Genomic DNA, 22,897 nt, shown 5'->3' with positions numbered 1-22,897 from the left:
TAAGGGCTTCTAAGAAAGCAAAGTACGCTTACTAAGAATTCCTTTAACGATAAGCCAAGTTTTCTAATAGCTTAGGAAATTATAAAATTTGTAGCCTATGGATAATTTATTGACTGTGTAAGCCGCGTCCAGCTCCGACGTACAGGACAAGGAATGCTTCGACAGCGAATCATCGCACGAAGAAAAAGTGCTTTTCTTTTTCAAGGACGTGGCGAACTTAGCCTGTAAGGGCATTTCTAGCTTTTGTTCCTTCATCCCTCCATTTACTATAGTTACTAGTTTTTAGTGATTATACATTTTTTACTGACATTGTCCATATAATGTAACAGTTTGGTCTTGGGTGAGGGTGATGTTGTTGCTGGAGGTATTTTTTGCATCGGATAAAGAAGTAATTAGCTTTTGTGAACATTTGTTTCGTTATAATAAGCAAATTGAATTACATTGGAAAACAGATGAGGAATGGGGGAATCATTTACAGTTTGATTATAAACTTCCAAATAACGAAACAACTGAAGCAATTGCAAAGTCAATGGTAGATGTATTTTCAACACATCGATTAACGAAGATGATGACCGATGTTATTGAAGGGTATTATTATTACAGCAATCGTGATGAAATGGAACGAATACTTGATTTGACCCATTGGATATTTTCCGGAGAGGATGATGACAGCTTAACTGTTCGTGATAACAAGGATCCTTACAAGTTACTACACTCCTTGTTTTTAGCAAATATAAAGAATACAAATGTAATTCACTATGATTCGATAGTAAAATTTAGTTTAAAAGCCTTTAAAGACCAACTCATACACTATGTTGGTTTGGCTATAGATGAATTTAAGCGTGAAGAAGATCACCAGACGTTTATCAATATGCTGCGTGAATACATCGCGAAAAAGAAGCCAAGCTATAGTTCCGTTCATGTTTTGCAGGGAAGTAATTTTTCATTTTTTAAGCCAAATGGGAAACGATTCTCCAAAATGGAGTTACGTATGATTATGCAAAAAGAACCGTTATACATTGTTGGCTTAGATGCGGATGAATGGAATTTAGCACCATTAGTTGCTATGGCACCAGAAAGCATTAAAATTTATGGAGATCATCCATCAGAGCCGAAAACTCTAACTATCATTAATGTTTTTCAAGAAAAAGTCGACTTTGAACCATATAATAAATTTCCGTTTCCTTATTATTTAAAAAATAACGAGTAAAACTTGATTTTATATATTACAGAGGCTATAATACGATTTATATATCATTATATGAATGTAAAAGTATCGATGAGGACAGGATTGTTTACCTTTTGGATAGACAAGAGAAGGAAGTCACTGGCTGAAAACTTCCCCCTATACTTGTAAATGATCACCACCTTTGAACTCTGCTATGGAAATGTAAGTATATAGTGGCGTATATCTGCGTTAAAGATACTTGAGCCGTAGTCTTTCTTATATTACGGAAACAAGGGTGGAACCACGTGCTAACGCTCGTCCCTTTGCTTAGATGCAGAGGGATGGGCGTTTTTTAATGTGTAAAGAAAATAAATTTAAAAAAGGAGTGTTATTCATGACAAAAATCAAATTAACTTTTCCAGATGGAGCAAATAAAGGGTTTCCAGAGGGGACTACTGGTGAAGAAATTGCTTCATCTATCTCTTCAGGTTTAAAAAAACAAGCACTAGCAATTAAATTGGATGGACATTCAGTGGATCTGCGCCGTAAGTTATATGAGGGTGGTACAATTGAAATAATTACAAACAAAAGTGATGAAGGTATCGATATCATGCGTCATTCCACTGCCCATTTGATGGCACAAGCTATTAAACGTTTATATAAAGATGTGAAGTTTGGTGTTGGTCCAGTCATTGAAGAGGGTTTCTATTATGATATGGATATGGATCATACGTTGACTCCAGAGGATTTGCCGAAAATAGAAAAAGAGATGAAACGGATTGTTGATGAAAGCCTTGAAATTGAGCGAATTGAAGTATCGCGGGAAGAAGCGAAGGAAATGTTTAAGGAAATTGGTGATGGCCTTAAACTCGAATTGATTGATGCAATTCCAGAAGGTGAGCAAGTAACCATTTATAAGCAGGGTGAATTCTTTGATCTATGTCGGGGAATACACGTGCCGGCTACAAATAAAATTAAAGCATTTAAATTATTAAGCATATCTGGTGCATATTGGCGTGGCGATAGTAATAATAAGCAGTTGCAACGAATATATGGAACAGCGTTTGAAAAACAAGGCCAGCTTGAGGAACATTTACGTATTTTAGAAGAAAGAAAAGAACGGGATCACCGTAAATTAGGTAAAGAATTAGAGATTTTTACAGTTTCACAAAAGGTTGGACAAGGTTTACCTTTATGGCTTCCAAAAGGTGCAACGATACGACGTAACATCGAACGCTATATTGTTGATTTAGAAGAGCGTTTGGGATATGACCATGTATATACACCTGTATTAGGCAGTGTTGAACTATACAAAACTAGTGGGCATTGGGATCATTATAAAGACGATATGTTTCCAACAATGGAAATGGACAATGAAGATTTAGTACTTCGACCAATGAATTGTCCGCATCATATGATGGTTTATAAAAATCAATTGTACAGCTATCGTAATCTGCCGGTTAGAATAGCTGAACTCGGTACCATGCATCGCCATGAAATGTCAGGAGCCCTAGCAGGTCTGCAACGTGTACGAGCGATGACTTTAAATGATGCTCATATCTTTGCACGCCCTGATCAATTAAAGGCTGAATTTATCCGTGTTGTAGAACTAGTACAAAAAGTATATGAGGATTTCGGTATTGACAATTACTATTTCCGTTTATCATATCGTGATCCAGAAGATAAAGAAAAGTATGTAGACAATGATGCAATGTGGGATAAAGCACAAGCGATGCTTAAAGAAACGATGGAGGAAATGGATGTCGATTATGTAGAAGCAGAAGGAGAAGCTGCTTTTTATGGTCCTAAACTGGATGTTCAAGTAAAAACAGCTCTTGGGAAGGATGAAACATTATCAACAGTTCAATTGGACTTCCACTTACCAGAACGGTTCGACTTAACGTATATCGGGGAGGATGGTAAGGAGCATCGTCCAGTAGTTATTCACCGCGGGGTTGTGTCAACAATGGAACGCTTTGTTGCATTTTTAATTGAAGAATATAAAGGGGCATTTCCAACATGGTTAGCTCCTGTCCAAGTAAAGGTAATACCAGTCTCACCACAAGTGCATTTAGATTATGCCAAGGATATCGCTGACAAATTAAGATTTCAGGGAGTTCGTGTTGTTGTCGACGAACGAGATGAGAAAATCGGCTATAAAATAAGAGAAGCTCAAACCCAAAAAGTGCCGTTTTCGTTAGTATTGGGTGATAATGAAATCAATGATCATGCAGTAAACGTTCGTCGATATGGTGAACAGAATTCGGATACAATTGCTTATGATCAGTTCGTTGATTTAATTAATCAAGAGATATCTGAGAAGACATTACGTAAAAAGTGATCAAGAAGTCCAAGCATACAACAGGTATGTTTGGGCTTTTCTATAGTATGAAAATATGATATAGTTAATATGTTGTGGAATAATATTAATATGTTCCAAAAAGGATCGTTGACATAATAGTATATTAATGTTATTCTATAAAAGTTGAATAAAAATTTAATGATCTGAGACAAGTAGAAGCACCCGCTTCTCACCTGATCGACACACTTATGTAGTTGACTGGTTATAAACTCTTTTAATAGACTATTGGAGACGTGTGGGTGCATAATGTACCGACACATTTTTAATGCAATGAAAAGTCGCTTGTCAATGAAGGATCAGTAACACTTAATACTATTTGGAGGTGGCTGGCTATTAGCAAAGACATGAATGTTAATGAGAAAATTCGGGCTAGAGAGGTTCGTCTTATCGACTCAAACGGTGATCAGCTTGGAGTGAAATCACGTAACGAGGCATTGGATATCGCACAAACAAGAAATCTGGATTTAGTGTTAGTTGCGCCCAACGCAAAACCACCAGTTTGTCGAATTATGGACTTTGGTAAATATCGCTTTGAACAGCAAAAGAAAGAGAAAGAAGCACGCAAGAAACAAAAAATTATAAATGTAAAAGAAGTTCGTTTTACACCTGGAATTGGCGATCATGATTTTAATACAAAATTAAAAAACGCTAGAAAATTCTTGGAAAAAGGCGATAAAGTAAAAGCATCTGTTCGTTTTCGCGGGCGTGCTATTACACACAAAGAGCTCGGACGAGAGGTATTAGACCGCTTGGCGGAAGAAGTGAAAGACATATCTACGATTGAATCCAAAGCAAAAATGGAAGGTCGTAATATGTTTATGATGCTCGCTCCAGTAAACGAAAAATAATCATCGAAGTCATAAGGAGGAATTATCAATGCCTAAAATGAAAACCCACAAAGGTTCTCAAAAACGCTTTAAAAAAACAGCCACAGGAAAATTGAAACGTTCACATGCTTACACAAGCCATATGTTTGCTCATAAATCACAAAAGCAAAAACGCAAGCTTCGTAAAGCTAATATTGTTTCCGCTGGTGATTTCAAGCGTATTAAATCAATGCTTCCTTATAAATAAAAAGGTTGCATCAAGATAAACTACTAGGAATTATAACGATATTGATTGTAATAGGAGGAAATTATTATGCCACGTGTTAAAGGTGGAACAGTTACGCGCAGACGTCGTAAACGCGTATTAAAGCTAGCTAAAGGTTATTATGGTTCAAAAAGAACGTTATTTAAAACAGCAAAACAACAAGTAATGAAATCAGGTCAATATGCATATCGTGACCGTAAACAAAAGAAACGTGAATTCCGTAAGCTTTGGATTTCTCGTATTAATGCTGCTGCACGTACAAATGATATTTCGTACAGCAAGTTAATGCACGGTCTTAAAGTAGCTGGAATCGAAGTTAACCGTAAAATGTTGTCAGATCTTGCAATCCATGACGAACAAGGTTTTTCTCAACTAGCAGATAAAGCTAAATCAGCTTTAAAATAAAGGTATATTTAGGACCAAATCCATCTTGTAATGGATTTGGTCCTATTTATATCCTTGTAAAATACAATGGAGGCCAGCGTCTAAACTTTCGAGACATAAGCAGTTAGGTTTTGTGTGATTAAAGGTATCCACAATACGTGAACTCTTTATGCTTGTCGTGTCTTTCAAGTCGCTCACGCTTTTGTCTATAAAGGAGAATATTAAATGAATGACTTAGAAGTCATATTGCCTTATTTAATAGGTGTGAATATAGTATCGCTTATATTGATGGGTATTGATAAACGAAAAGCAAAGAAACAACAGTACAGAATTCCAGAACGTACATTTTGGATGTTGGCGATTATTGGTGGATCATTCGGCTCTTTCTTAGGCATGAGGTTGTATCATCATAAAACGAAACATCGATCTTTTATGGTGGGAATGCCTGTCTTAATGATCTTGCATTTCATAATATTTTTGTATGTAATCTTTTCCATGTCATAAAGGCTCGTCTATTGTCATATACATGTACTAATCATTATTTCAGTTCCATAGAGAAATTAAGCTTGATAATCTAACATGCTCTTTTGAAGGAGGTAAGGTATGGAGCTGTTTCGTAACTATCTAATGGCATTTGTTGAGACAGGTGGATTGTTTGCACCCATTTTATTCATCAGTTTTCATTTGCTCAGGCCATTATTTTTTCTTCCAGTTGTGTTTATTGTAGTTTCTGGAGGAGTCTTGTTTGGTGCAATAGCTGGAACAGTATATTCGATAATTGGTATCACACTTTCTAGCATCATTTTTTATGGAGTCATTCACTGGATGCCAAAAACATTTAAAAAGTTAGTACATCTAAAAAAGAAACTGATTGGTAAGCATTATGAATTTACGACTTCACAAATAGCGCTTTTACGACTTGTACCATTTATTCATTTTCATCTTTTATCTCTATGTTTAATTGAAATATCTGCAAGTTTTAAGGACTATACGAAATCATCCCTTTTTTCCAACATTCCATTAGCTTTTGTTTATACTTCTATAGGTCAATGGATATCCAGCTTATCCCCACTATATGTCTTCGTGTTTTTAATCGCTTTATTACCATTTATTTATATATTGCGCCGAAAAGAAATTAGTATTAAATGGCGTGACTTTTTCCAATTAAGTACCTAAATTGTAAAACACGCCCATCTTTGGAGCAGTAGATGGGCGTTTTTACATGGGCTTAATTGTTATTATTTGGTAATACTAATTGATCAATTGGATGCTTCCATTCAATCACAGCAAATGGATAGCGAATCAATATTTCCTTTTCTATAAAATATAAATCATCTTTTGTTATACCTCGTAAATCTAGAGGATCATGGGCAATTATATGGATCGTAACTACTTCAAATGATTGCTCTGTGGCGCCTAGATATTTCTCACCTTCAAAAAGACAACCTTTGTAAACTAATTGTAGATTTTTTTTACTATTATTTGCTTCATCCAAAAAGTAAAATGTCTGGTTGGCTTTAGCGATTCGTAATCGTCTTTGAGGGTTACGATAATACTCAAACACCGTATACACGAGAAGTGTTATTGCTATAAGTATAAGTACTCGAAATAAGATTACGATCATATTAACCGTCTCCCTGATATTAGTTAGTATATTATACGTACTAGTATTCTACAGGTTTCATTATTTTTTAGTCATATTAAATATATTTCTTAAACTTTCATGATACAATCGTACAAAATAGTAAAGGAGTAGAATAAAATGGATTGGACATCACTATTTACGATGCAAAAACAATTAGATACTTACATTGAAGAGAACAACAATCTAACAGACAGGGATTTATTTGAGGATAAGTATTTGGCTTTGTTGGTTGAACTTGGTGAACTGGCAAATGAAACACGATGCTTTAAATTTTGGAGCACTAAACCAAGGAATTCAAAGGATGTTATTTTAGAAGAATATGTTGATGGTATTCACTTTATTTTATCACTTGGATTGGATAAAGGTTACCGGTATGAATCATCTGTTCTTACTATTGGTACTAACAGTGAAACAGATCAGTTTACTAAAGTGTATGAAGCATGTGTTCAGTTTAAAAAAGAATCAACACAAATCAATTACAATAATGTATTTGAAAATTACCTGACATTAGGAAGCATTTTGGGGTTCAGTGAGGAAGATGTAAGAGATGCTTATTTAAAGAAAAATGAGGTTAATTATGATAGACAGCAACAGGGCTACTAAACTTTAAATATTTTGTTATTTTACAGAAAAAAGTTATACTAATTAGGGTACATATATTTAAAAGGAGGATATTACTACATATGGCAAAATTAGATGAAACACTTACCATGTTAAAAGATCTAACAGACGCAAAAGGTATTTCAGGAAATGAAAAAGAAGCAAGAGATGTCATGGAAAGTTATATTAAACCATACGCAGAAGAAGTTTTTACTGATAATTTAGGAAGCTTAATTGCTAAAAAAACAGGTGACGAGAATGGTCCTAAGATTATGGTTGCAGGCCATTTAGACGAAATAGGTTTTATGGTTACCCGAATTGATGATAAAGGGTATGTGTATTTCCAAACAATAGGTGGCTGGTGGAATCAAGTTATGCTAGCACAACGTGTTACTATTATGACAAAGAAGGATGAAGTTACCGGAGTCATTGGATCAAAGCCTCCACACATTTTATCACCAGAAGCGCGTAAAAAACCAGTTGAGATTAAGGATATGTTTATTGATATCGGTGCCTCTAGTAAAGAAGAAGCAGCTGAATTTGGTGTGAAACCTGGCGATTCTATTGTGCCATACTTTGAATTTACACAGATGAAAAATGATAAAATGTTATTAGCAAAAGCATGGGATAATCGAATCGGTTGTGCAATTGCAATTGAAGTGCTTAAACAACTTAAAGGGCAGAACCACCCGAATGTCGTGTATGGTGTTGGTACGATTCAAGAAGAAACTGGACTACGTGGTGCTCGTACATCCGCTCACGCAATCAAACCTGATATCGGCTTTGGAGTGGACGTAGGTATTGCAGGAGACATGCCTGGTGTATCCGATAAAGATGCAGACAGTAAGTTAGGTGAAGGCCCACAAATTGTTTTATATGATGCATCGATGATATCTCATAAAGGTGTTCGGGACTTTATTATTGATGTAGCTGATGAACATAAGATTCCGTATCAGTATGCGTCAATGGCTGGTGGTGGAACAGACTCAGGTTCCATTCACTTAACTGCTAATGGCGTACCATCGTTATCCATTACTATTGCAACACGTTATATCCATTCACACGCTGCAATTTTACATCGTGACGATTTCGAAAACGCAGTTAAATTAATTGTTGAAGCAATTAAGAAATTAGATAATGACAAGGTTAAAGAGATTAAATTGTCATAACAACCACTAAAAACAAAAGCTAGAAACGCCCTTACAGGCTAAGTTCGTCACGTCCTTGAAAAAGAAGTTCGCTTTTTCATCGTGCGATAATTCGCTGTCGAAGCCTTCCTTGTCCTGTACGTCGGAGCTGGACGTGGCTTAAACAGTTAATAATTATCCACAGGCTCCTAATTTTATAATAAAGAAAGAGGAGCATCGGTTCGATGCTCCTCTTTCTTAGGCCAAATATGAATTCATTACTTTTTTAACATAGTTTTGTGTTTCTTCAAATGGTGGTATTCCCTGGTACTTGTCAACATTCCCAGGTCCAGCATTATATGCAGCTAGTGCTAGTTCAAGATTACCATTATACCGATCTAGCATTTGGCTTAAATATTTTGTGCCGGCTTCGATATTTTGAGCAGGATCATAAGGGTTCGTTACTCCCAGGGCTTTAGCAGTAGCAGGCATTAATTGCATTAACCCTTGTGCACCTGCATGACTTTTGGCATTCGTATTAAAATTAGATTCTGCTTTAATGACAGACTGAATCAAATTAGTATCTATTCCATACTTTTTAGCTATATCTGTTATATGTGTATCAAACTCCTGGGCAGTTGAAGTAATGTTAGGAACCGTATTTGTATGTAATGGAGCATTCTGTACAGGTGCTTCAAAACTACTTAATGAATTGTTTAGTTGTTCCTCCAGTAATTGCTTAAAAGCAAAATCAACCATAGAAGAATGAGCGGAAAAAGTATTATCTTTAGAAGTTAGTGTTGCCATCGCTTGTGATTGAATTATGCTTTGTAACTGTTTAATGTCCATACAACATATCTCCTGTTCACGTTAGCTTTATATATATTCTACTTAAGATACGATAACTAAGCAACATTATAATACAATAAGTTCCTTTTCAGCTTTTTCTAGTAGCTGTTCGTAGAATGGATCTTTTCCAAGACAATAAACCCGATCACACAATGTAATTATTTCATCCATGTCGTGTGACGTATAGATAATTAGTTTATTTTCATTTTTGGCCTTTTTATATAGATAGGAACCAATTTCTTTTCTTGATTTTAAGTCAATTCCAGCAGTTGGTTCATCTAATAGGAGTACCTGTGGGTCATGTATAAGAGAAATGGCTAAATTCAACTTACGTTTCATGCCGCCAGATAATGATTTCACAGGTTCATTCCATTTATCCAAGTTCATATCCTGACAAATTTGTTTTAGGTCTTCTTTATTTTTTGTAACCCAGGAAAGCTTTTCAAAGAAAATCATGTTTTCTTCCACCGTAAACTCTTCCCAAAGTGCAATGTCCTGTGGTACAAATCCAATTTTCTTGCGAATATCTTTTTTTTGTTGATGATAGGGTTGGTCATGTAGCATAATTTCGCCCTCAACTGGGTTTGTTAAGGTTGCTAGTGTTTTTAGAAGAGTAGATTTACCAGCACCATTTTCCCCAACAAGACCAACAATTTCTCCGTTTGAAACCGAAAAAGAGACATTTTTAAATACAGATTTTGTACTATAAGAATGAGAGATGGAACGTACATTAAGCATTGGAATTCTCCTTTCTTACATACCACCATATAAATAACAGAATTAGGATAACGAAAAGGAAAGAAAATTTTTCGTTTGTCAGAAATGTACCTATTGGATTAAACCATTCAATCCATGGATAATTTCTGCTAAAATTATCTATTGGTATAATAGCCCCACTAGTAATACCTAACACCATGGTGATTACAAATGACATCCCGTAAAAATACAGTACATTGCGGAAACAAAGTGCTAATAATAAAGCCGCTATGTTGATCATTGTTCGATAGAAGGTGATATCTAAGACAAACAAAAGCTCGGTATTTTCACCTAAAAATAATTGAAACATAACGATGGTTAAACAATCTAGCAACCAAAGTAACAGGGTGTAAAGAAAAAATGTAAACACTACGTAATTTTTAAATGAGAACCTCATAAATAGAAATCTGGATTTTAGATGTTCCCGGTTTTCTTTAATTATCCAATCAAATAATAAAAATGTAGCTAATAAACTTGCAACTGCCCATAGACTCCATATATCCCATACTGTTTGCTGATGATCGGCGGTTGAACTTCCTGAATTCAAGAATGCAAAGGAAGTATGTAGTAGGTTTTCCTCTGCTTGGATTTCTATTGATTTATCTACTATCTCATCCCATGACCATTGCTGGTCTTGTTGGTAGCTATCACCTAAATCTTTAACTACATATGCAGCTTTAGAACGTCCAGTTTCCTGTTGAATGTAGGAAATAATTAATTCCTTTGCAGGTGTGTATGCAAAAGACAGGTCAGATTGATAGGCTGTAATTAACCGATCCCGATTACCTTTTCTTATTTCTTCTTCATAGCCCTCGTGGATAATGAATACACTATCCAGTTCGTGTTTTCTGAGCTTATGCAATGCTACGCTTTCATCCATTTCATAGACATCTATCAATGAGGCTTGTTTCATTTTTTTCAAAAGATCTACTACCATGGGTGTTTCGTCTTCTATAACAATACCTACTGGAACTTGCGCATCTTCTTGAACAGATGCTGTAAGAATGGTAATACTGATGGTTACTACTATAGGGAAGCAGAGCCAGAAAAGTAGACTGAGCCATTGTTTTTTCCAATGGATAAATCGAGTAGTAATTATATTTTTCATGGGAATCTACGCTCCTTCCAGAGCAAAAGACCAAGGAGAACACATATCCCAATAGCGTTCATCAATAATAATGGAACATAGTCAATGTATAACCGAGCATTCAACACGATTTCCTGTAGCCATAGAAGACTCTGACTGGAAAAACTATACGGCATCAAACCCTGCACATTTAACGGAAAATATAATGTAGGGATGATAGCTCCACTTATGAGTAGAACTAGCCCAGTAAAGATAGATTGGGCTAATAATCTAAGTTTTAATGATTCTATAATTCCTTCTATTATAGCTATATTTACGATAAAGATAATACAATATAATAAGGTTATATTTGTAATCCGGACAAAATCATTTACAGATAAGTCCCAATCTATCATTCGTTCCATACCTATGAACGCCAGGATTGAAAAGATAGTAGTTATGATTATGGTGACCATTATTTTTGCGATAATTTGCTGGATGTTGGTGACACCATAAAGACGCATTCTATTTTTTAAACGTAGAGAATGTTCCTTGCTCAAAACGTAATAAATGGATAAAAGCCAAACTGACATTACAATGAACCAGCTTGAAAGTGTGTAATAGTGAAGGGGGGAAGTTGTAGCTTGATTTAGTATTTCTTTTTCATTGACAGTGCGATCCTTCCCAATCGTATAAAATAAAAAGTTCGTAAATTGTTCATATAACAGATCACTTCGTGTTTCATTGTCGATAGCTAGTTCTTTAGCATAGTAATTAATCGTTAAGATATTAGCTTGTGAGGCACTAATATGTCTGGTTATACTCTCTAAGAGCTCCTTTGCTAAATAACTGTCTGTTTGTTTTTGTGGGTTACCAACCATTTCGAGCGTTACTGACGTTCCGTTGTACAGGTTTTCTGTGAAATCATCAGGAAATATAACATATGTACTAATTAGATTGTTACGTATTGCGCTTTGTGCTTCTATTTCTGACATACTATGTAACTGTATAAATGTCCCTAATTGAGAAGATTCCTCTATTAATTCAACCACAGATGTTGTCTCCATTGATTGATCTAAATCAACTAGTCCAATATGAATTGGATTGTACTCATCAGGGGTAAATATTGAGATAATAATAGTTGTTATTAATGTAATTATTATAACTGGAAAAAGTAAAATCAGAGGAAGTATAAACCATTTCCTCTGTAATTGTCTAAAATTATTATTTATAAATAGTACTACATGTTTTAAGAAATTCATATAAACACGTCCATATCATTTAAGGGTGTTAAAAACTACCACCTGCACCCATTGTACTAAACATCCATTGTTGGAACTGCGGTGTCACTTCTAACTCCATATATTGCATTAGTTCATCCATACTCATGATTCCAATATCCTTACTGTTTTCCTCAGAACTAATATCAACACTTTGTATGGCTTTCGCATTAGTTAAGATCGTTAGGCCAAACATATCTTGACTGATTTCAGGACTTTCTATCGAGAGGTTATGCTCTGAATTCATTTGATCATTTTGATAGGTTGCATTACCACTCCAGTGAAAGCTACCAATCTCGCCATTGTTATCATTCATCGAAAAGATACGTTCAAAATCTCGTTTTCCATCATCTAGGGACTCTGTTCCCTCATAAATAATTTCGGTACCACCAGCTGTTAGATTAATAGAATCGCTTACTTTGTTATCCTTCCAAGCAAGATCTCCTGCTACTGTTACGCTTTCATCCATATAGGCATCAGTTACACCTATAACATAATCAAACGTCTGTGAGACATCTGTGAAGAGCTGTGAGCCTTGTACAGTAAACGTCCCTAATTCTTCAGTTGATGGACCCATTTCAATAGAAAAGTCACGTTTTACAATTAGGTCGTCTTTAATCCAGATCGTTGAACGTAAACCATTAGGAATGTGGAAATCCTGTAATGCCGATTGAGCTTCTTTTAAACCAGATTCAAACTCATTAATGAAATCATCCATTTCAGTTTCCATGACAGGTGACAAATTTGAAGCAGATATCCCGAGTCCAAATTGCTGTACAACTATTTGTTCTTTAAGAATTTCTTTTAATCGATCATCGCTCTCCATCTTATTCAAAACAATAGTTAACAGATCTTTCACTTCTTCTTCTGATAATTTAAAGTCAATTTTTTCTGTGTCGATCGTTTCATTAGAAACATTAACTGTCTCATCTGTTGATGTAAATGCATCATCAGGAAGTTCATCGTAAATTAAAGTCGCATATTCTTCTTTAAGGTATTCTAAGTCATCTTCAGATAACATGTTATTGGACTCGAAAAATGTATTAAAATCAAAATTCTCATTGCCCGTAAATGTATTTGGTTCTATTTCTTTTAACAGATTACCGATGTCTTCTTCTTTCAACAAAAGGGTTTCTTCCAAGAAAGGTAAGCCTAACATTACTTTATCGGCTGTTAAATCAAAAGTAATATCACCAACTTCCATACCACCAATATCTGCTTTTATTTCCGAATTTAATTGCTTGTTGTCACGATCCATTGCACTAGTAATTGTTAATGTAGAATTATTAATAATCTGCTCTGGACTAAACATTCCCATTCCCATTCCGCTGTTCGGATCATTATAGTGTGCAGAAAGCTCTAATGCTGTTTCGAACGGTTTTTCTTGTGTTACCTCCATCCAGTCCAACTCTGGTTGGTAACGTTCTTCAAATTTATCAACTAGAAACTCTGCTGAATTTTTTTCTGCTAAGAAATATGTTTGCTTTGCAGGCAGGTTTAATAATACAAAAGCAGCAACGCTACCTCCTACTACCAATACTGTGCCAATGATAATGGCGATGATCTTTTTGGACCCCATTTTATTTCCCCTCTCCCCGTTAATTCTTTAACTATATGTATTACATAGGTAGAACTGTATAATATTAATACATATCATTAATTCTATATCATTTTCAGGGAAAATAAAATATGTTTATATATTGGTCCGTGTTTTTGAATAAAAGATGGCAAGAAGAAAAGATAGATGCATTATCATCATCTATCTTAGCTAGAAATTACTCGTGCTTTTAACTTGTTGTTGCTTGTTTGACCCCTTGTTCTAAAGCGTCTATCATTTCCTGTTTATCTTGTTCATTTGACTGTTGCCAGATTAATTCAAAGAGAACACCTAAACCAGGTAACATTTTTTCTTCTCCATCTTTAATAGCATCAACAATCGTAGCTTCTAATTGGTCTTGGTCATTTGTAGCAATATTGGATAATATCGCTTTTCTTAAATTTAGATCCATTAGTTCACCCCTTATGAATTGTTTTGAACTACTGATAGTTTGACCACTATGGGGTTAAATATGTATGATGATACAAGATATAATGATGGGAATGAAAAAAATGATTACCTCTGTTAAAAATGAGAAAATAAAGGATTGGAAGAAACTACATAAACGGAAAGAAAGAGTAAATTCAAAAACGTTTTTAATTGAAGGTTTCCATCTCATTGAGGAAGCTATCACTAGTAATTGGGACGTTATTGAAATTATACTTGAAAATGATATCGAATTACCAAATTCATGCAAGGATATTCCCTATACCATTGTAAGTGATAACGTATTTCAACATATCGCCCAAACCAAAGCCCCCCAAGGTATAGCAGCAGTTGTACAAATCCAACCCCCTAAGCGAATATCAGGAGACAATGTATTACTTGTTGATGCAGTACAAGATCCTGGTAATCTTGGCACTATAATTCGAACAGCTGATGCAGCAGGGTTTGATGCTGTAGTTCTCGGAAATGATACGGTTGATTTATTTAATGATAAAGTTATTCGAGCAACACAAGGTTCGTTATTCCATGTTCCAATCATGGAGGCTGATCTTATTACTAAAACAAGTGAACTTAAGGAAGAAGGATATCGCATTTGGGGTGCTGCCCTTGAAAATGCTTACCCATTTAATGAAGTAACCGTAGATGAGAAAGTAGCATTGATTGTAGGAAATGAGGGAGCAGGAATACAAGATGAATTACTCCGTTTAGTTGATACGATTGTGAAAATACCGATATACGGTAAGGCTGAATCACTAAATGTAAGTGTCGCATCCGGTATATTAATGTATTATGTAAAGGGTTAAGTCTTGCAACTTTTGAGTTTTTTATCTATAATGAAATAAATTTCAACAAAATGGCTAAGAAAGAGTCTGTTAACAACTTTTCTAACATCGGTAAAGGGAGGAAACGTCTTAGACTGTAAACGTTTCTACCATGGAGATTGTTAATGTTTCACTCTGGAGCTGACACTTGGACCTTGATAAATCAAGTAAAGGTGATCCGGATTTCATATCCGTTATCAAGCTTAAGTTGGACATTACTAACGTGTGTCAACAAGGGTGGTACCGCGAATTCAAAGCCTCGTCCCTTTTTAGGGAACGGGGCTTTTTTTAATTTCATTTAAAAGATACAAGGAGGCAATTTGTTATGAAGGAGCAATTAGAAGCGATACAATCTGAAACACTGGAAAAAATAAAGCACACCAATGATATGAAAGAACTTCAACAAATCCGTGTAGCAATTTTAGGAAAAAAGGGCTCATTAACTAGTGTTTTGAGAGGAATGGGTAAACTTTCTAAAGAAGAACGGCCAGTAGTAGGAGAAATTGCTAACGCTGTTAGAGAAACAATTACAGCAGCTATTGACGATAAAAATAAAAAACTGGAGCAAGTTGCTCTAGAAGCACAATTGGAAAAAGAAGCAATTGATGTTACGTTGCCAGGTCGTCCAGTTCAGATTGGTGGACCACATCTGTTAACTAAGATTGTTGAAGAAATTGAAGATTTATTTATCGGCATGGGCTTTGAAGTAAGAGAAGGGCCAGAAGTAGAAACAGATTATTATAACTTTGAAGCATTAAATCTTCCGAAGGATCACCCAGCTCGTGATATGCAAGATTCATTTTATATTACAAATGAATTATTATTACGGACACATACATCACCAGTTCAGGCAAGAACAATGCGCTCGCTTGATGGAAATCAGCCTGTTAAAATGATTTGTCCAGGGAAGGTTTATCGCCGGGATACAGATGACGCGACACATTCTCATCAATTTACACAGATAGAAGGTCTGCTTGTAGACAAGAATGTTCGAATGAGTGATTTAAAAGGGATATTAGATAATTTTGCTAAGAAAATGTTTGGAAATGATCGTGAAATCAGATTACGTCCTAGCTTTTTCCCATTTACAGAGCCATCCGTAGAAATGGATATTTCCTGTAAGGTGTGTGGTGGTAAAGGTTGTTCCGTATGTAAAAAAACGGGGTGGATAGAAATTTTGGGTGCTGGCATGGTTCATCCGAAAGTATTGGAGATGGCTGGGTACAACCCTAAAGAATATACAGGATTTGCTTTTGGTATGGGACCAGAACGAATTGCGATGTTGAAATACGGAGTGGATGATATCCGCCAATTTTACACAAACGATATTCGATTTTTAAAACAATATCATAATGCGTAAGGAGGAAAATTAAATTGTTAGTATCATTAAATTGGTTAAGAAATTATGTTGATATAGGAGATATTGATCCAGAAGAATTAGCAGAAAAAATTACAAAATCCGGTATCGAAGTGGATGGGATTGAATACGTTGCCCAGAAAAGTACTGGTGTTGTTGTTGGATTAGTTGAATCGTGCGAAAAACATCCGAATGCCGATAAATTAAATCTTTGTCAGGTAGATATTGGGGATGAAAAATTACAAATTATTTGTGGAGCACCAAACGTTGCCGAGGGTCAAAAGGTCGCAGTGGCTAAGCCTGGTGCTGTATTACCAGGTAATTTTAAAATAAAAAAGGTAAAATTACGTGGTGTTGAATCAAACGGGATGATATGTTCCTTGCAAGAACTTGGAATTGAAGAAAAGTATGTTCCTAAGGATATTGCAGAAGGAATTTTTGTTTTTAATGGAGATGTTACAGTTGGGGAGGATGTTGAGCCGTTATTAAATTTAAATGATGCTATTTTAGAATTTGATCTAACCCCAAATCGTGCAGATTGCTTGAGTATGTTAGGTGTTGCATATGAAGTAGCAGCAATTCTTAATCAGCCCATTAAGTTACCAGATGAAATAGTGGAATCCATTCATGAAGAAGTTGAGGAGAACGTTTCGGTTGAAGTTGAAACGGCAGACTTGAATCCATTTTACGGTGCGTTTTTAATCAAAGATATTGAAGTAATGCCTTCTCCATTATGGATGCAAAATTACTTAATGGCTGCTGGTATTCGTCCAATTAATAACGTTGTTGACATTACGAACTACGTATTAATTGAATATGGTCAACCACTTCACGCCTTTGATTTTGACCGTATGCAGTCTAATAAAATTGTGGTTAGACGTGCTAAAAATAATGAAACACTTGTTACATTAGATGATCAAGAAAGAAGTCTAACTGAGGATCACCTTGTTATCACCAATGGTAAAGATCCAATCGCTTTGGCAGGTGTAATGGGTGGATCAAGTACAGAAGTTAATGTGGACACTTCTACTGTGTTGTTGGAAGCAGCATATTTTGCACCAACAGCTGTGCGTAAAACGGTAAAGGATACGGGTTTGCGCAGTGAATCAAGTACACGCTTTGAAAAAGGAGTGGATCCAAATCGTGTGCAACAAGCCGGAGTACGCGCATGTCAATTATTACAGCAATATGCAAATGGAAAAGTCTTATCTAACGCAGTTACATTCGATGAATTGGATCGTGATGAAAAAGTAGTAGAAGTAGCTACAGAATCCATAAATAGTCGCTTAGGAACAGAAATTACAACTGAAGAAATCGGTCAAATTTTAGATAAGCTTCGATTTAAACATGAAAAAGAGAATGAAAAGTTTACTGTATACGTACCTACACGTCGGGGAGATATTACTATCTTTGAGGATATGCTTGAGGAGGTTGCCAGATTATATGGCTATGATAATTTACCTTTCACATTACCTCAAGGGGCATCACAAGCTGGAGCGTTAACTCAACGACAACAACTGAAGCGTGAAGTGAAAAACTTCTTACAAGGCGCTGGATTAATGGAAACAATTACTTACACGTTGACAAGTGAAGGAAATAAGGAGAAGTTAATTAGCCCGGAAGTTCGCCAGCAAAACCTTGAGCCGGTTTCACTATCCATGCCAATGAGTGAAGACCACAAATATTTACGGTTAAGTATGTTACCTGAACTGCTTCAATCATTAGCCTATAATCGCGCTAGAAATCAAAATAGCTTAGCGTATTTTGAATTAGGTTCCATTTTTATGTCGGAAGAAAAGATCGTTACGAAACAACCAAGAGAGGAATTGCGTCTTGTTGGTGCACTAACTGGTTTGTGGATGGAACACCTTTGGCAGCAGGAAAAAAAACCAATGGACTTTTTTGTTGCAAAAGGAATTGTTCAAGGTCTCTTTGATTTCTTAAAGGTTCCTGTAACATTTGAACAAAGAAGACTAACCGATATGCACCCTGGAAGAAGCGCGGTCATATCTACTGGGGATCGTGTTATTGGTTTTATCGGTCAATTACATCCAACCGAGCAAAAGAATATGGATTTAAAAGAAACATACGTATTTGATATCAACATGGAAAAAGTATTTGCTGCTTTTAGCAATGTTCCTGATTATAACCAAATCCCGAAATATCCTTCAATTGCCCGTGATATTGCCTTCATCCTGGATGAGGAAGTGAAGGCGGGAGAGGTTAAAGCAACAATTGAGGAAATAGGAGCACCATTAGTAAAGGAAGTACAAATTTTCGACGTGTATCAAGGTGAAAATGTTCCAGATGGAAAGAAATCAATTGCTTACAGTCTGCTTTATCAGGATCCGGAAAAGACGTTAAAAGATGATGAAGTTGAGGAGTCTTACCAAGCAATTGTTGATACAGTCAACAAGACATTTAGTGCATATGTACGTTCATAATACAAAAGCGCAGGCTCTGGCAGCTGGACGTGAACAGGAAAAACGATATGGCATTTACTCCCATATCGTTTTTCTTTCATCTCCATTTTTTGTTCATTGCTTAAAGGACGCTTACGCTTTTGTTTATAAATACTGTTGTGCTTTCTTTGTATTTGCAAAATGTGTTTTGGCACAGCTCTCTAGTGCACCTTGCCCCTTTTTCTTGATAACCTTTGCAATTGTTTGGTCAACGAGTTTAGAAGCACCTTTAGGTAAAGTCGTACCTATTTTTGCTGATAATTTATCCATTTCATTTAAAAAACTGGTTCTCGCAATTATAGATCCTGCGGCTACTGCTATCGAATGACTTTCTGCTTTTGTCATGAAAAATGTATTTTTAGCAAGTGATTCCTGTTCAGTGGAAATATATTTTTTGTATAAGGATGGTTCACAAAATTGATCAATTAATATCCCTTCTAAAGGTTTGTTTTCAATCTTTTTTAAAAGATTGTTTATAGCATGGTGATGTAACATTGCCTTCATCTTGCCTTGGGACCAGCCCTTTTTTTGTAGCTTGTTATACTTTTCATTATGTAAAATAAGTAAAGAATACGGGATATTTAACCTTATGATTTCCTTGGATATACTTCTAATAGTTGTGTCCTTTAGATTTTTTGAGTCTTTAACCCCCAACTCCTTTAATAACTCTATTTGATCTTCTTTAACAAAAGCACAGGCAACTGTAATTGGGCCGAAGTAGTCTCCTGTACCAGCTTCATCTGAACCAATATGATTACTGGTAAATAGTGTAGTAGGTGGTGTATAAGTGGTTGTTTTTTGTGTACTCGAGCTTTTGGAAGAATCTTTTTCACTTGGTTCAGGCCATTTAGAAGTTTCTAAATCTGGGGCACTACCCTGAAATACCACTTTTCCAGATTTGTATGCTGTTATTACTGCATTAGAAGTTTTTGCTCGAAAAATAGCCCCCTGTGGTGTTTGTTGTAAAGTTTCATTATAATGAGCTTTCATTTTTTCAATGATAGGTGCTGAAAAAACATAAACCGCTTGTGGCATAATAGTCACTCCAATTCTATTCGTTATATAAACTATAGCAAAGCGACTTAAAAAGATAAATGTTTCTCCATCGTTTTTTTAAAAGAGAACAGTTTCCTAAATGGCAATCTTCGTGTTAATATAAAATGGACATTTTAAAACGGTAAAGAGTAATCATGTCAGTACTACTAATAAAAGGGGGGCATATGTGTGACCCAAGATGATAAAACTCGAATAACGGTAGATATACACAATAAAGCATATACCATAGTAGGTACAGAACCAGCACACCATGTCCGTCTGGTAGCAAGTCTAGTTGATCAAAAAATACGTGAAATCCAAGAGATGAATCCAAATTTGGATACTACGAAATTAGCTGTGTTAACAGCTGTAAATACAATGAATGATTATATGAAACTAAAAGAGGACTACGCAAAATTGCTAGGTTCAATAAAAAAGAAAGAGGACAACTAACGTATGATTGATTTTATTTTAATCGTTTTATTAATTTTTGGTTTTTTGATCGGTTTAAAGAGAGGATTTATTTTACAAGCGTTTCATTTGATAGGATTCATTGTTTCGTTTACTGTTGCTGCTATATATTACGATGAGCTTGCAGCTAAACTGTCACTTTGGATACCTTATCCAGAACTTCCAAGTGATAGTTCTTGGGCTATACCGTTACAATCGTTACCAATTGAGAACGCCTTTTATAATGCGATAGCATTTGCAATTATTTTCTTTGTAATGAAGATTATTTTACAAATTATAGCATCCATGTTGGATTTTGTTGCATCACTACCAATACTAAAATCTATCAATGGCATTCTGGGTGCTGTTCTTGGCTTCGTAGAAATATATTTAATCATCTTTATTGTTTTATATATTTTAGCTTTAACACCACTAGGCGATGTTCAAACATGGATTAGTGACTCATCAGTGGCACAATTCATGATTGAAAATACTCCATTTTTATCTGAAAAACTGAAAAGTTTATGGTTTACAGAGCTTGAAAATTTACTAAATAAATAATGATCAGACTGATTCAAAGTATTAGTTATACGTTTGTATGTCATGTACAATATAACTGAAACAGAATCAGTCTTTTTTTTTTAGAATTGATAAGTGGGTGGAATAATGAGCATAAATAAAAAAGATGTTATAAAATTATTGGAGAAAATTGCTACATATTTAGAGCTTAAAGGAGAAAATCCTTTTAAAATTTCGGCATACCGCAGAGCAGCTCAAGCATTAGAACGTGATGGACGTTCATTATTTGAAATTGATAATTTTACTAAAATAAAAGGAATAGGAAAAGGTACCAGTGCAGTAATAGAAGAATATATTCAAGACGGAGTGTCAGATACGTTCATTCAATTGGAAAAAGAAGTTCCACAAGGATTAGTCCCCCTTTTGAATCTACCGGGATTAGGTGGAAAGAAACTTGCAAAGTTATACGAGGAATTACATGTAACTGATGCTGTATCGTTACGTGAAGCATGTGAAAACGCTCAAGTGGAAAATTTAGCTGGTTTCGGTAAAAAAACGGCTAAAAAGATACTTTCTGCTATAGAAGAATCCGGTAGTCGTCCTGAGCGATTACCGATTGCGATGATACTGCCAGTTGCTGAGAAAGTTGAACAATATTTGAGTAACATATCTGCTATAGATAAGTTTTCTCGTGCAGGAAGTTTACGGAGAATGCGAGAAACAATAAAAGATATTGATTTTATTATCGCAACAAAGAAGCCTGAAGAAGTCAAACAACACTTATTGGAAATGGACAATATAAAAGACGTTATATCTAAAGGGGATACAAAGGTATCTGTAACGATTGATGAACTCTATGATGTTAACGTGGATTTCCGGATCGTTACCACAGAAGAATTTGCATCTACGCTACATCATTTCACTGGTTCAAAAGACCACAATGTTGCCATGCGTCAATTAGCAAAATCGCGTGGTGAAAAAATAAATGAGTATGGTATAGAAAATGATGAAACATCCGAGATGTTGACGTTTACTAGTGAAGTGGATTTTTTCAATCACTTTAATCTACATTATATTCCTCCGGAAGTAAGAGAAAATAAAGGAGAGGTAGAGGCATTCCAGGAAAAAAAGGAATTAGTGGAGTTAGAAGATATACGTGGTGATTTACATATGCATACAACCTGGAGTGATGGTGCACAAACGGTGGAGGAAATGGTGAACCGTGTACGTAAGCTAGGTTATGACTATATGGCAATCACCGACCATTCTAAATTTTTACGTGTTGCCAATGGACTAAATGAAACAAGATTACGTAAGCAACGGGAAGAAATAGATAAATTAAACGAAAAATATAGTGATATTCATATCTTAGCAGGTATTGAAATGGACATTTTACCGGATGGAAGTCTGGATTTTGACAACAACTTTTTGAGTGAAATGGATTTTGTGATAGCTTCCATTCATTCTGCCTTTAATCAGCAACAAGAAAAAATTATGGACAGACTGTATACAGCACTTGAGAATCCATATGTAACTTTAATTGCTCATCCTACTGGTCGACTGATTGGACGTAGAGATGGTTATAACGTTGACGTGAGGAAATTAATACAACGTGCAAAACAAACAAATACAGCGTTAGAAATCAATGCCAATCCAAATCGATTAGATCTTTCTGCTGAATGGGTAAGAGAAGCATTAGGCGCTGGTGTTACAATGGCAGTTAATACAGATGCACACGACTATCATATGCTTGAGGATATGAAGTATGGAGTTGGTGTTGCAAGAAAAGGTTGGTTGCAAAAGGAATCTGTGATGAATACATGGACAAAAACGAAACTCATGGAGTTTTTAAGTCGTAATAAGTAATACAGTAGTTTAAA

At 35.4% G+C, this 22,897-nt stretch carries 23 protein-coding genes and 2 other annotated features; of the genes, 15 read left to right on the top strand and 8 right to left on the bottom strand.

What is annotated here, in order from left to right:
* Positions 1 to 355 precede the first annotated feature (355 nt).
* The 7 genes from ytxC to ACFQ3N_RS14470 all read left to right on the top strand — a co-directional run bounded on the left by ytxC (position 356) and on the right by ACFQ3N_RS14470 (position 6,182).
* On the top strand, positions 356 to 1,210 hold the full coding sequence (gene ytxC / locus ACFQ3N_RS14500; protein WP_390363252.1) for a putative sporulation protein YtxC: 855 nt from the start codon (positions 356 to 358) through the stop codon (positions 1,208 to 1,210).
* Between the two features lie 57 nt (positions 1,211 to 1,267).
* Positions 1,268 to 1,494: a binding site (T-box leader), on the top strand.
* Positions 1,495 to 1,562: 68 nt separating this feature from the next.
* Positions 1,563 to 3,509 carry a threonine--tRNA ligase gene (gene thrS, locus ACFQ3N_RS14495; RefSeq protein WP_390363251.1) on the top strand — a complete coding sequence of 649 codons (1,947 nt, stop codon included), beginning with the start codon at positions 1,563 to 1,565 and terminating at the stop codon, positions 3,507 to 3,509.
* A gap of 165 nt (positions 3,510 to 3,674) precedes the next feature.
* Positions 3,675 to 3,800 (top strand) — a sequence feature (ribosomal protein L20 leader region).
* Between the two features lie 74 nt (positions 3,801 to 3,874).
* Positions 3,875 to 4,378, top strand: a complete 504-nt coding sequence (gene infC, locus ACFQ3N_RS14490) for a translation initiation factor IF-3 (RefSeq protein ID WP_390363250.1) — start codon at positions 3,875 to 3,877, stop codon at positions 4,376 to 4,378.
* A gap of 28 nt (positions 4,379 to 4,406) precedes the next feature.
* Complete coding sequence (gene rpmI, locus ACFQ3N_RS14485) at positions 4,407 to 4,604, top strand: 50S ribosomal protein L35 (protein WP_390363249.1); 198 nt, start codon at positions 4,407 to 4,409, stop codon at positions 4,602 to 4,604.
* 66 nt (positions 4,605 to 4,670) lie between these two features.
* A complete protein-coding gene (rplT, locus tag ACFQ3N_RS14480; protein WP_390363248.1) occupies positions 4,671 to 5,027 on the top strand; it encodes a 50S ribosomal protein L20 in 357 nt (118 codons plus the stop codon).
* A 204-nt stretch (positions 5,028 to 5,231) separates the two neighbouring features.
* Positions 5,232 to 5,510 carry a DUF1294 domain-containing protein gene (locus tag ACFQ3N_RS14475; protein WP_390363247.1) on the top strand — a complete coding sequence of 93 codons (279 nt, stop codon included), beginning with the start codon at positions 5,232 to 5,234 and terminating at the stop codon, positions 5,508 to 5,510.
* 99 nt (positions 5,511 to 5,609) lie between these two features.
* The gene (locus ACFQ3N_RS14470; protein ID WP_390363246.1) at positions 5,610 to 6,182 is read left to right on the top strand and encodes a TVP38/TMEM64 family protein; all 573 of its coding nucleotides are present in this window, start codon (positions 5,610 to 5,612) and stop codon (positions 6,180 to 6,182) included.
* A 52-nt stretch (positions 6,183 to 6,234) separates the two neighbouring features.
* On the opposite strand, the gene ACFQ3N_RS14465 is transcribed toward ACFQ3N_RS14470, so the two are convergent.
* A complete protein-coding gene (locus ACFQ3N_RS14465) occupies positions 6,235 to 6,630 on the bottom strand; it encodes a sigma-w pathway protein ysdB (RefSeq protein ID WP_390363245.1) in 396 nt (131 codons plus the stop codon).
* A gap of 138 nt (positions 6,631 to 6,768) precedes the next feature.
* Between ACFQ3N_RS14465 and ACFQ3N_RS14460 the strand changes: the two genes are divergently transcribed.
* Positions 6,769 to 7,254, top strand: coding sequence for a dUTP diphosphatase (locus ACFQ3N_RS14460; protein WP_390363244.1), 486 nt, complete (start codon positions 6,769 to 6,771; stop codon positions 7,252 to 7,254).
* A gap of 80 nt (positions 7,255 to 7,334) precedes the next feature.
* On the top strand, positions 7,335 to 8,420 hold the full coding sequence (locus tag ACFQ3N_RS14455; RefSeq protein WP_390363243.1) for a M42 family metallopeptidase: 1,086 nt from the start codon (positions 7,335 to 7,337) through the stop codon (positions 8,418 to 8,420).
* Between the two features lie 216 nt (positions 8,421 to 8,636).
* On the opposite strand, the gene ACFQ3N_RS14450 is transcribed toward ACFQ3N_RS14455, so the two are convergent.
* The 6 genes from ACFQ3N_RS14450 to sspI form a co-directional block, all read right to left on the bottom strand.
* Positions 8,637 to 9,227 carry a lytic transglycosylase domain-containing protein gene (locus tag ACFQ3N_RS14450; protein ID WP_390363242.1) on the bottom strand — a complete coding sequence of 197 codons (591 nt, stop codon included), beginning with the start codon at positions 9,225 to 9,227 and terminating at the stop codon, positions 8,637 to 8,639.
* A 66-nt stretch (positions 9,228 to 9,293) separates the two neighbouring features.
* On the bottom strand, positions 9,294 to 9,965 hold the full coding sequence (locus ACFQ3N_RS14445) for an ABC transporter ATP-binding protein (RefSeq protein ID WP_390363241.1): 672 nt from the start codon (positions 9,963 to 9,965) through the stop codon (positions 9,294 to 9,296).
* Positions 9,958 to 11,091, bottom strand: coding sequence for an ABC transporter permease (locus ACFQ3N_RS14440; RefSeq protein WP_390363240.1), 1,134 nt, complete (start codon positions 11,089 to 11,091; stop codon positions 9,958 to 9,960). The genes ACFQ3N_RS14445 and ACFQ3N_RS14440 overlap by 8 nt, the downstream gene beginning before the upstream one ends.
* Positions 11,088 to 12,311, bottom strand: a complete 1,224-nt coding sequence (locus tag ACFQ3N_RS14435; RefSeq protein ID WP_390363239.1) for an ABC transporter permease — start codon at positions 12,309 to 12,311, stop codon at positions 11,088 to 11,090. The genes ACFQ3N_RS14440 and ACFQ3N_RS14435 overlap by 4 nt, the downstream gene beginning before the upstream one ends.
* A gap of 28 nt (positions 12,312 to 12,339) precedes the next feature.
* Positions 12,340 to 13,908: a hypothetical protein gene (locus ACFQ3N_RS14430; protein ID WP_390363238.1), complete on the bottom strand. Its 1,569-nt coding sequence runs from the start codon at positions 13,906 to 13,908 to the stop codon at positions 12,340 to 12,342.
* 208 nt (positions 13,909 to 14,116) lie between these two features.
* A complete protein-coding gene (gene sspI / locus ACFQ3N_RS14425; protein WP_390363237.1) occupies positions 14,117 to 14,338 on the bottom strand; it encodes a small acid-soluble spore protein SspI in 222 nt (73 codons plus the stop codon).
* A gap of 64 nt (positions 14,339 to 14,402) precedes the next feature.
* Between sspI and ACFQ3N_RS14420 the strand changes: the two genes are divergently transcribed.
* From ACFQ3N_RS14420 to pheT, 3 genes are all read left to right on the top strand, one after another.
* Positions 14,403 to 15,176 (top strand): TrmH family RNA methyltransferase, encoded by a 774-nt coding sequence (locus ACFQ3N_RS14420; protein WP_390363236.1) that lies wholly within the window; start codon positions 14,403 to 14,405, stop codon positions 15,174 to 15,176.
* A 343-nt stretch (positions 15,177 to 15,519) separates the two neighbouring features.
* On the top strand, positions 15,520 to 16,554 hold the full coding sequence (gene pheS, locus ACFQ3N_RS14415) for a phenylalanine--tRNA ligase subunit alpha (RefSeq protein WP_390363235.1): 1,035 nt from the start codon (positions 15,520 to 15,522) through the stop codon (positions 16,552 to 16,554).
* 14 nt (positions 16,555 to 16,568) lie between these two features.
* Complete coding sequence (gene pheT / locus ACFQ3N_RS14410) at positions 16,569 to 18,995, top strand: phenylalanine--tRNA ligase subunit beta (protein WP_390363234.1); 2,427 nt, start codon at positions 16,569 to 16,571, stop codon at positions 18,993 to 18,995.
* 123 nt (positions 18,996 to 19,118) lie between these two features.
* Here the strand turns inward: pheT and rnhC are convergent, their stop codons facing one another.
* A complete protein-coding gene (gene rnhC, locus ACFQ3N_RS14405; protein ID WP_390363233.1) occupies positions 19,119 to 20,048 on the bottom strand; it encodes a ribonuclease HIII in 930 nt (309 codons plus the stop codon).
* Between the two features lie 189 nt (positions 20,049 to 20,237).
* On the opposite strand from rnhC, the gene zapA reads away from it, so the two are divergent.
* From zapA to polX, 3 genes are all read left to right on the top strand, one after another.
* Positions 20,238 to 20,501, top strand: a complete 264-nt coding sequence (gene zapA, locus ACFQ3N_RS14400) for a cell division protein ZapA (protein ID WP_390363232.1) — start codon at positions 20,238 to 20,240, stop codon at positions 20,499 to 20,501.
* A gap of 3 nt (positions 20,502 to 20,504) precedes the next feature.
* Entirely contained in the window at positions 20,505 to 21,059 is a 555-nt protein-coding gene (locus tag ACFQ3N_RS14395) for a CvpA family protein (protein WP_390363231.1), read from the top strand.
* 105 nt (positions 21,060 to 21,164) lie between these two features.
* Complete coding sequence (gene polX / locus ACFQ3N_RS14390; protein WP_390363230.1) at positions 21,165 to 22,883, top strand: DNA polymerase/3'-5' exonuclease PolX; 1,719 nt, start codon at positions 21,165 to 21,167, stop codon at positions 22,881 to 22,883.
* The last annotated feature ends 14 nt before the right edge of the window (positions 22,884 to 22,897 follow it).

It is taken from the genome of Virgibacillus byunsanensis, assembly GCF_042675965.1.
In the GTDB taxonomy this organism is placed as follows: domain Bacteria; phylum Bacillota; class Bacilli; order Bacillales; family Amphibacillaceae; genus Virgibacillus_R; species Virgibacillus_R byunsanensis.
This window is presented reverse-complemented; position numbering and strand designations above follow the sequence as displayed.

Bases quoted from the DNA above. Each gene is read 5' to 3' on its own strand.
- thrS (WP_390363251.1), top strand. From the start codon at position 1,563: ATGACAAAAATCAAATTAACTTTTCCAGATGGAGCAAATAAAGGGTTT.
- infC (WP_390363250.1), top strand. From the start codon at position 3,875: ATGAATGTTAATGAGAAAATTCGGGCTAGAGAGGTTCGTCTTATCGAC.
- rpmI (WP_390363249.1), top strand. From the start codon at position 4,407: ATGCCTAAAATGAAAACCCACAAAGGTTCTCAAAAACGCTTTAAAAAA.
- rplT (WP_390363248.1), top strand. From the start codon at position 4,671: ATGCCACGTGTTAAAGGTGGAACAGTTACGCGCAGACGTCGTAAACGC.
- ACFQ3N_RS14475 (WP_390363247.1), top strand. From the start codon at position 5,232: ATGAATGACTTAGAAGTCATATTGCCTTATTTAATAGGTGTGAATATA.
- ACFQ3N_RS14470 (WP_390363246.1), top strand. From the start codon at position 5,610: ATGGAGCTGTTTCGTAACTATCTAATGGCATTTGTTGAGACAGGTGGA.
- ACFQ3N_RS14465 (WP_390363245.1), bottom strand. From the start codon at position 6,630: ATGATCGTAATCTTATTTCGAGTACTTATACTTATAGCAATAACACTT.
- ACFQ3N_RS14460 (WP_390363244.1), top strand. From the start codon at position 6,769: ATGGATTGGACATCACTATTTACGATGCAAAAACAATTAGATACTTAC.
- ACFQ3N_RS14455 (WP_390363243.1), top strand. From the start codon at position 7,335: ATGGCAAAATTAGATGAAACACTTACCATGTTAAAAGATCTAACAGAC.
- ACFQ3N_RS14450 (WP_390363242.1), bottom strand. From the start codon at position 9,227: ATGGACATTAAACAGTTACAAAGCATAATTCAATCACAAGCGATGGCA.
- ACFQ3N_RS14445 (WP_390363241.1), bottom strand. From the start codon at position 9,965: ATGCTTAATGTACGTTCCATCTCTCATTCTTATAGTACAAAATCTGTA.
- ACFQ3N_RS14440 (WP_390363240.1), bottom strand. From the start codon at position 11,091: ATGAAAAATATAATTACTACTCGATTTATCCATTGGAAAAAACAATGG.
- ACFQ3N_RS14435 (WP_390363239.1), bottom strand. From the start codon at position 12,311: ATGAATTTCTTAAAACATGTAGTACTATTTATAAATAATAATTTTAGA.
- ACFQ3N_RS14430 (WP_390363238.1), bottom strand. From the start codon at position 13,908: ATGGGGTCCAAAAAGATCATCGCCATTATCATTGGCACAGTATTGGTA.
- sspI (WP_390363237.1), bottom strand. From the start codon at position 14,338: ATGGATCTAAATTTAAGAAAAGCGATATTATCCAATATTGCTACAAAT.
- ACFQ3N_RS14420 (WP_390363236.1), top strand. From the start codon at position 14,403: ATGATGATACAAGATATAATGATGGGAATGAAAAAAATGATTACCTCT.
- pheS (WP_390363235.1), top strand. From the start codon at position 15,520: ATGAAGGAGCAATTAGAAGCGATACAATCTGAAACACTGGAAAAAATA.
- rnhC (WP_390363233.1), bottom strand. From the start codon at position 20,048: ATGCCACAAGCGGTTTATGTTTTTTCAGCACCTATCATTGAAAAAATG.
- ACFQ3N_RS14395 (WP_390363231.1), top strand. From the start codon at position 20,505: ATGATTGATTTTATTTTAATCGTTTTATTAATTTTTGGTTTTTTGATC.
- polX (WP_390363230.1), top strand. From the start codon at position 21,165: ATGAGCATAAATAAAAAAGATGTTATAAAATTATTGGAGAAAATTGCT.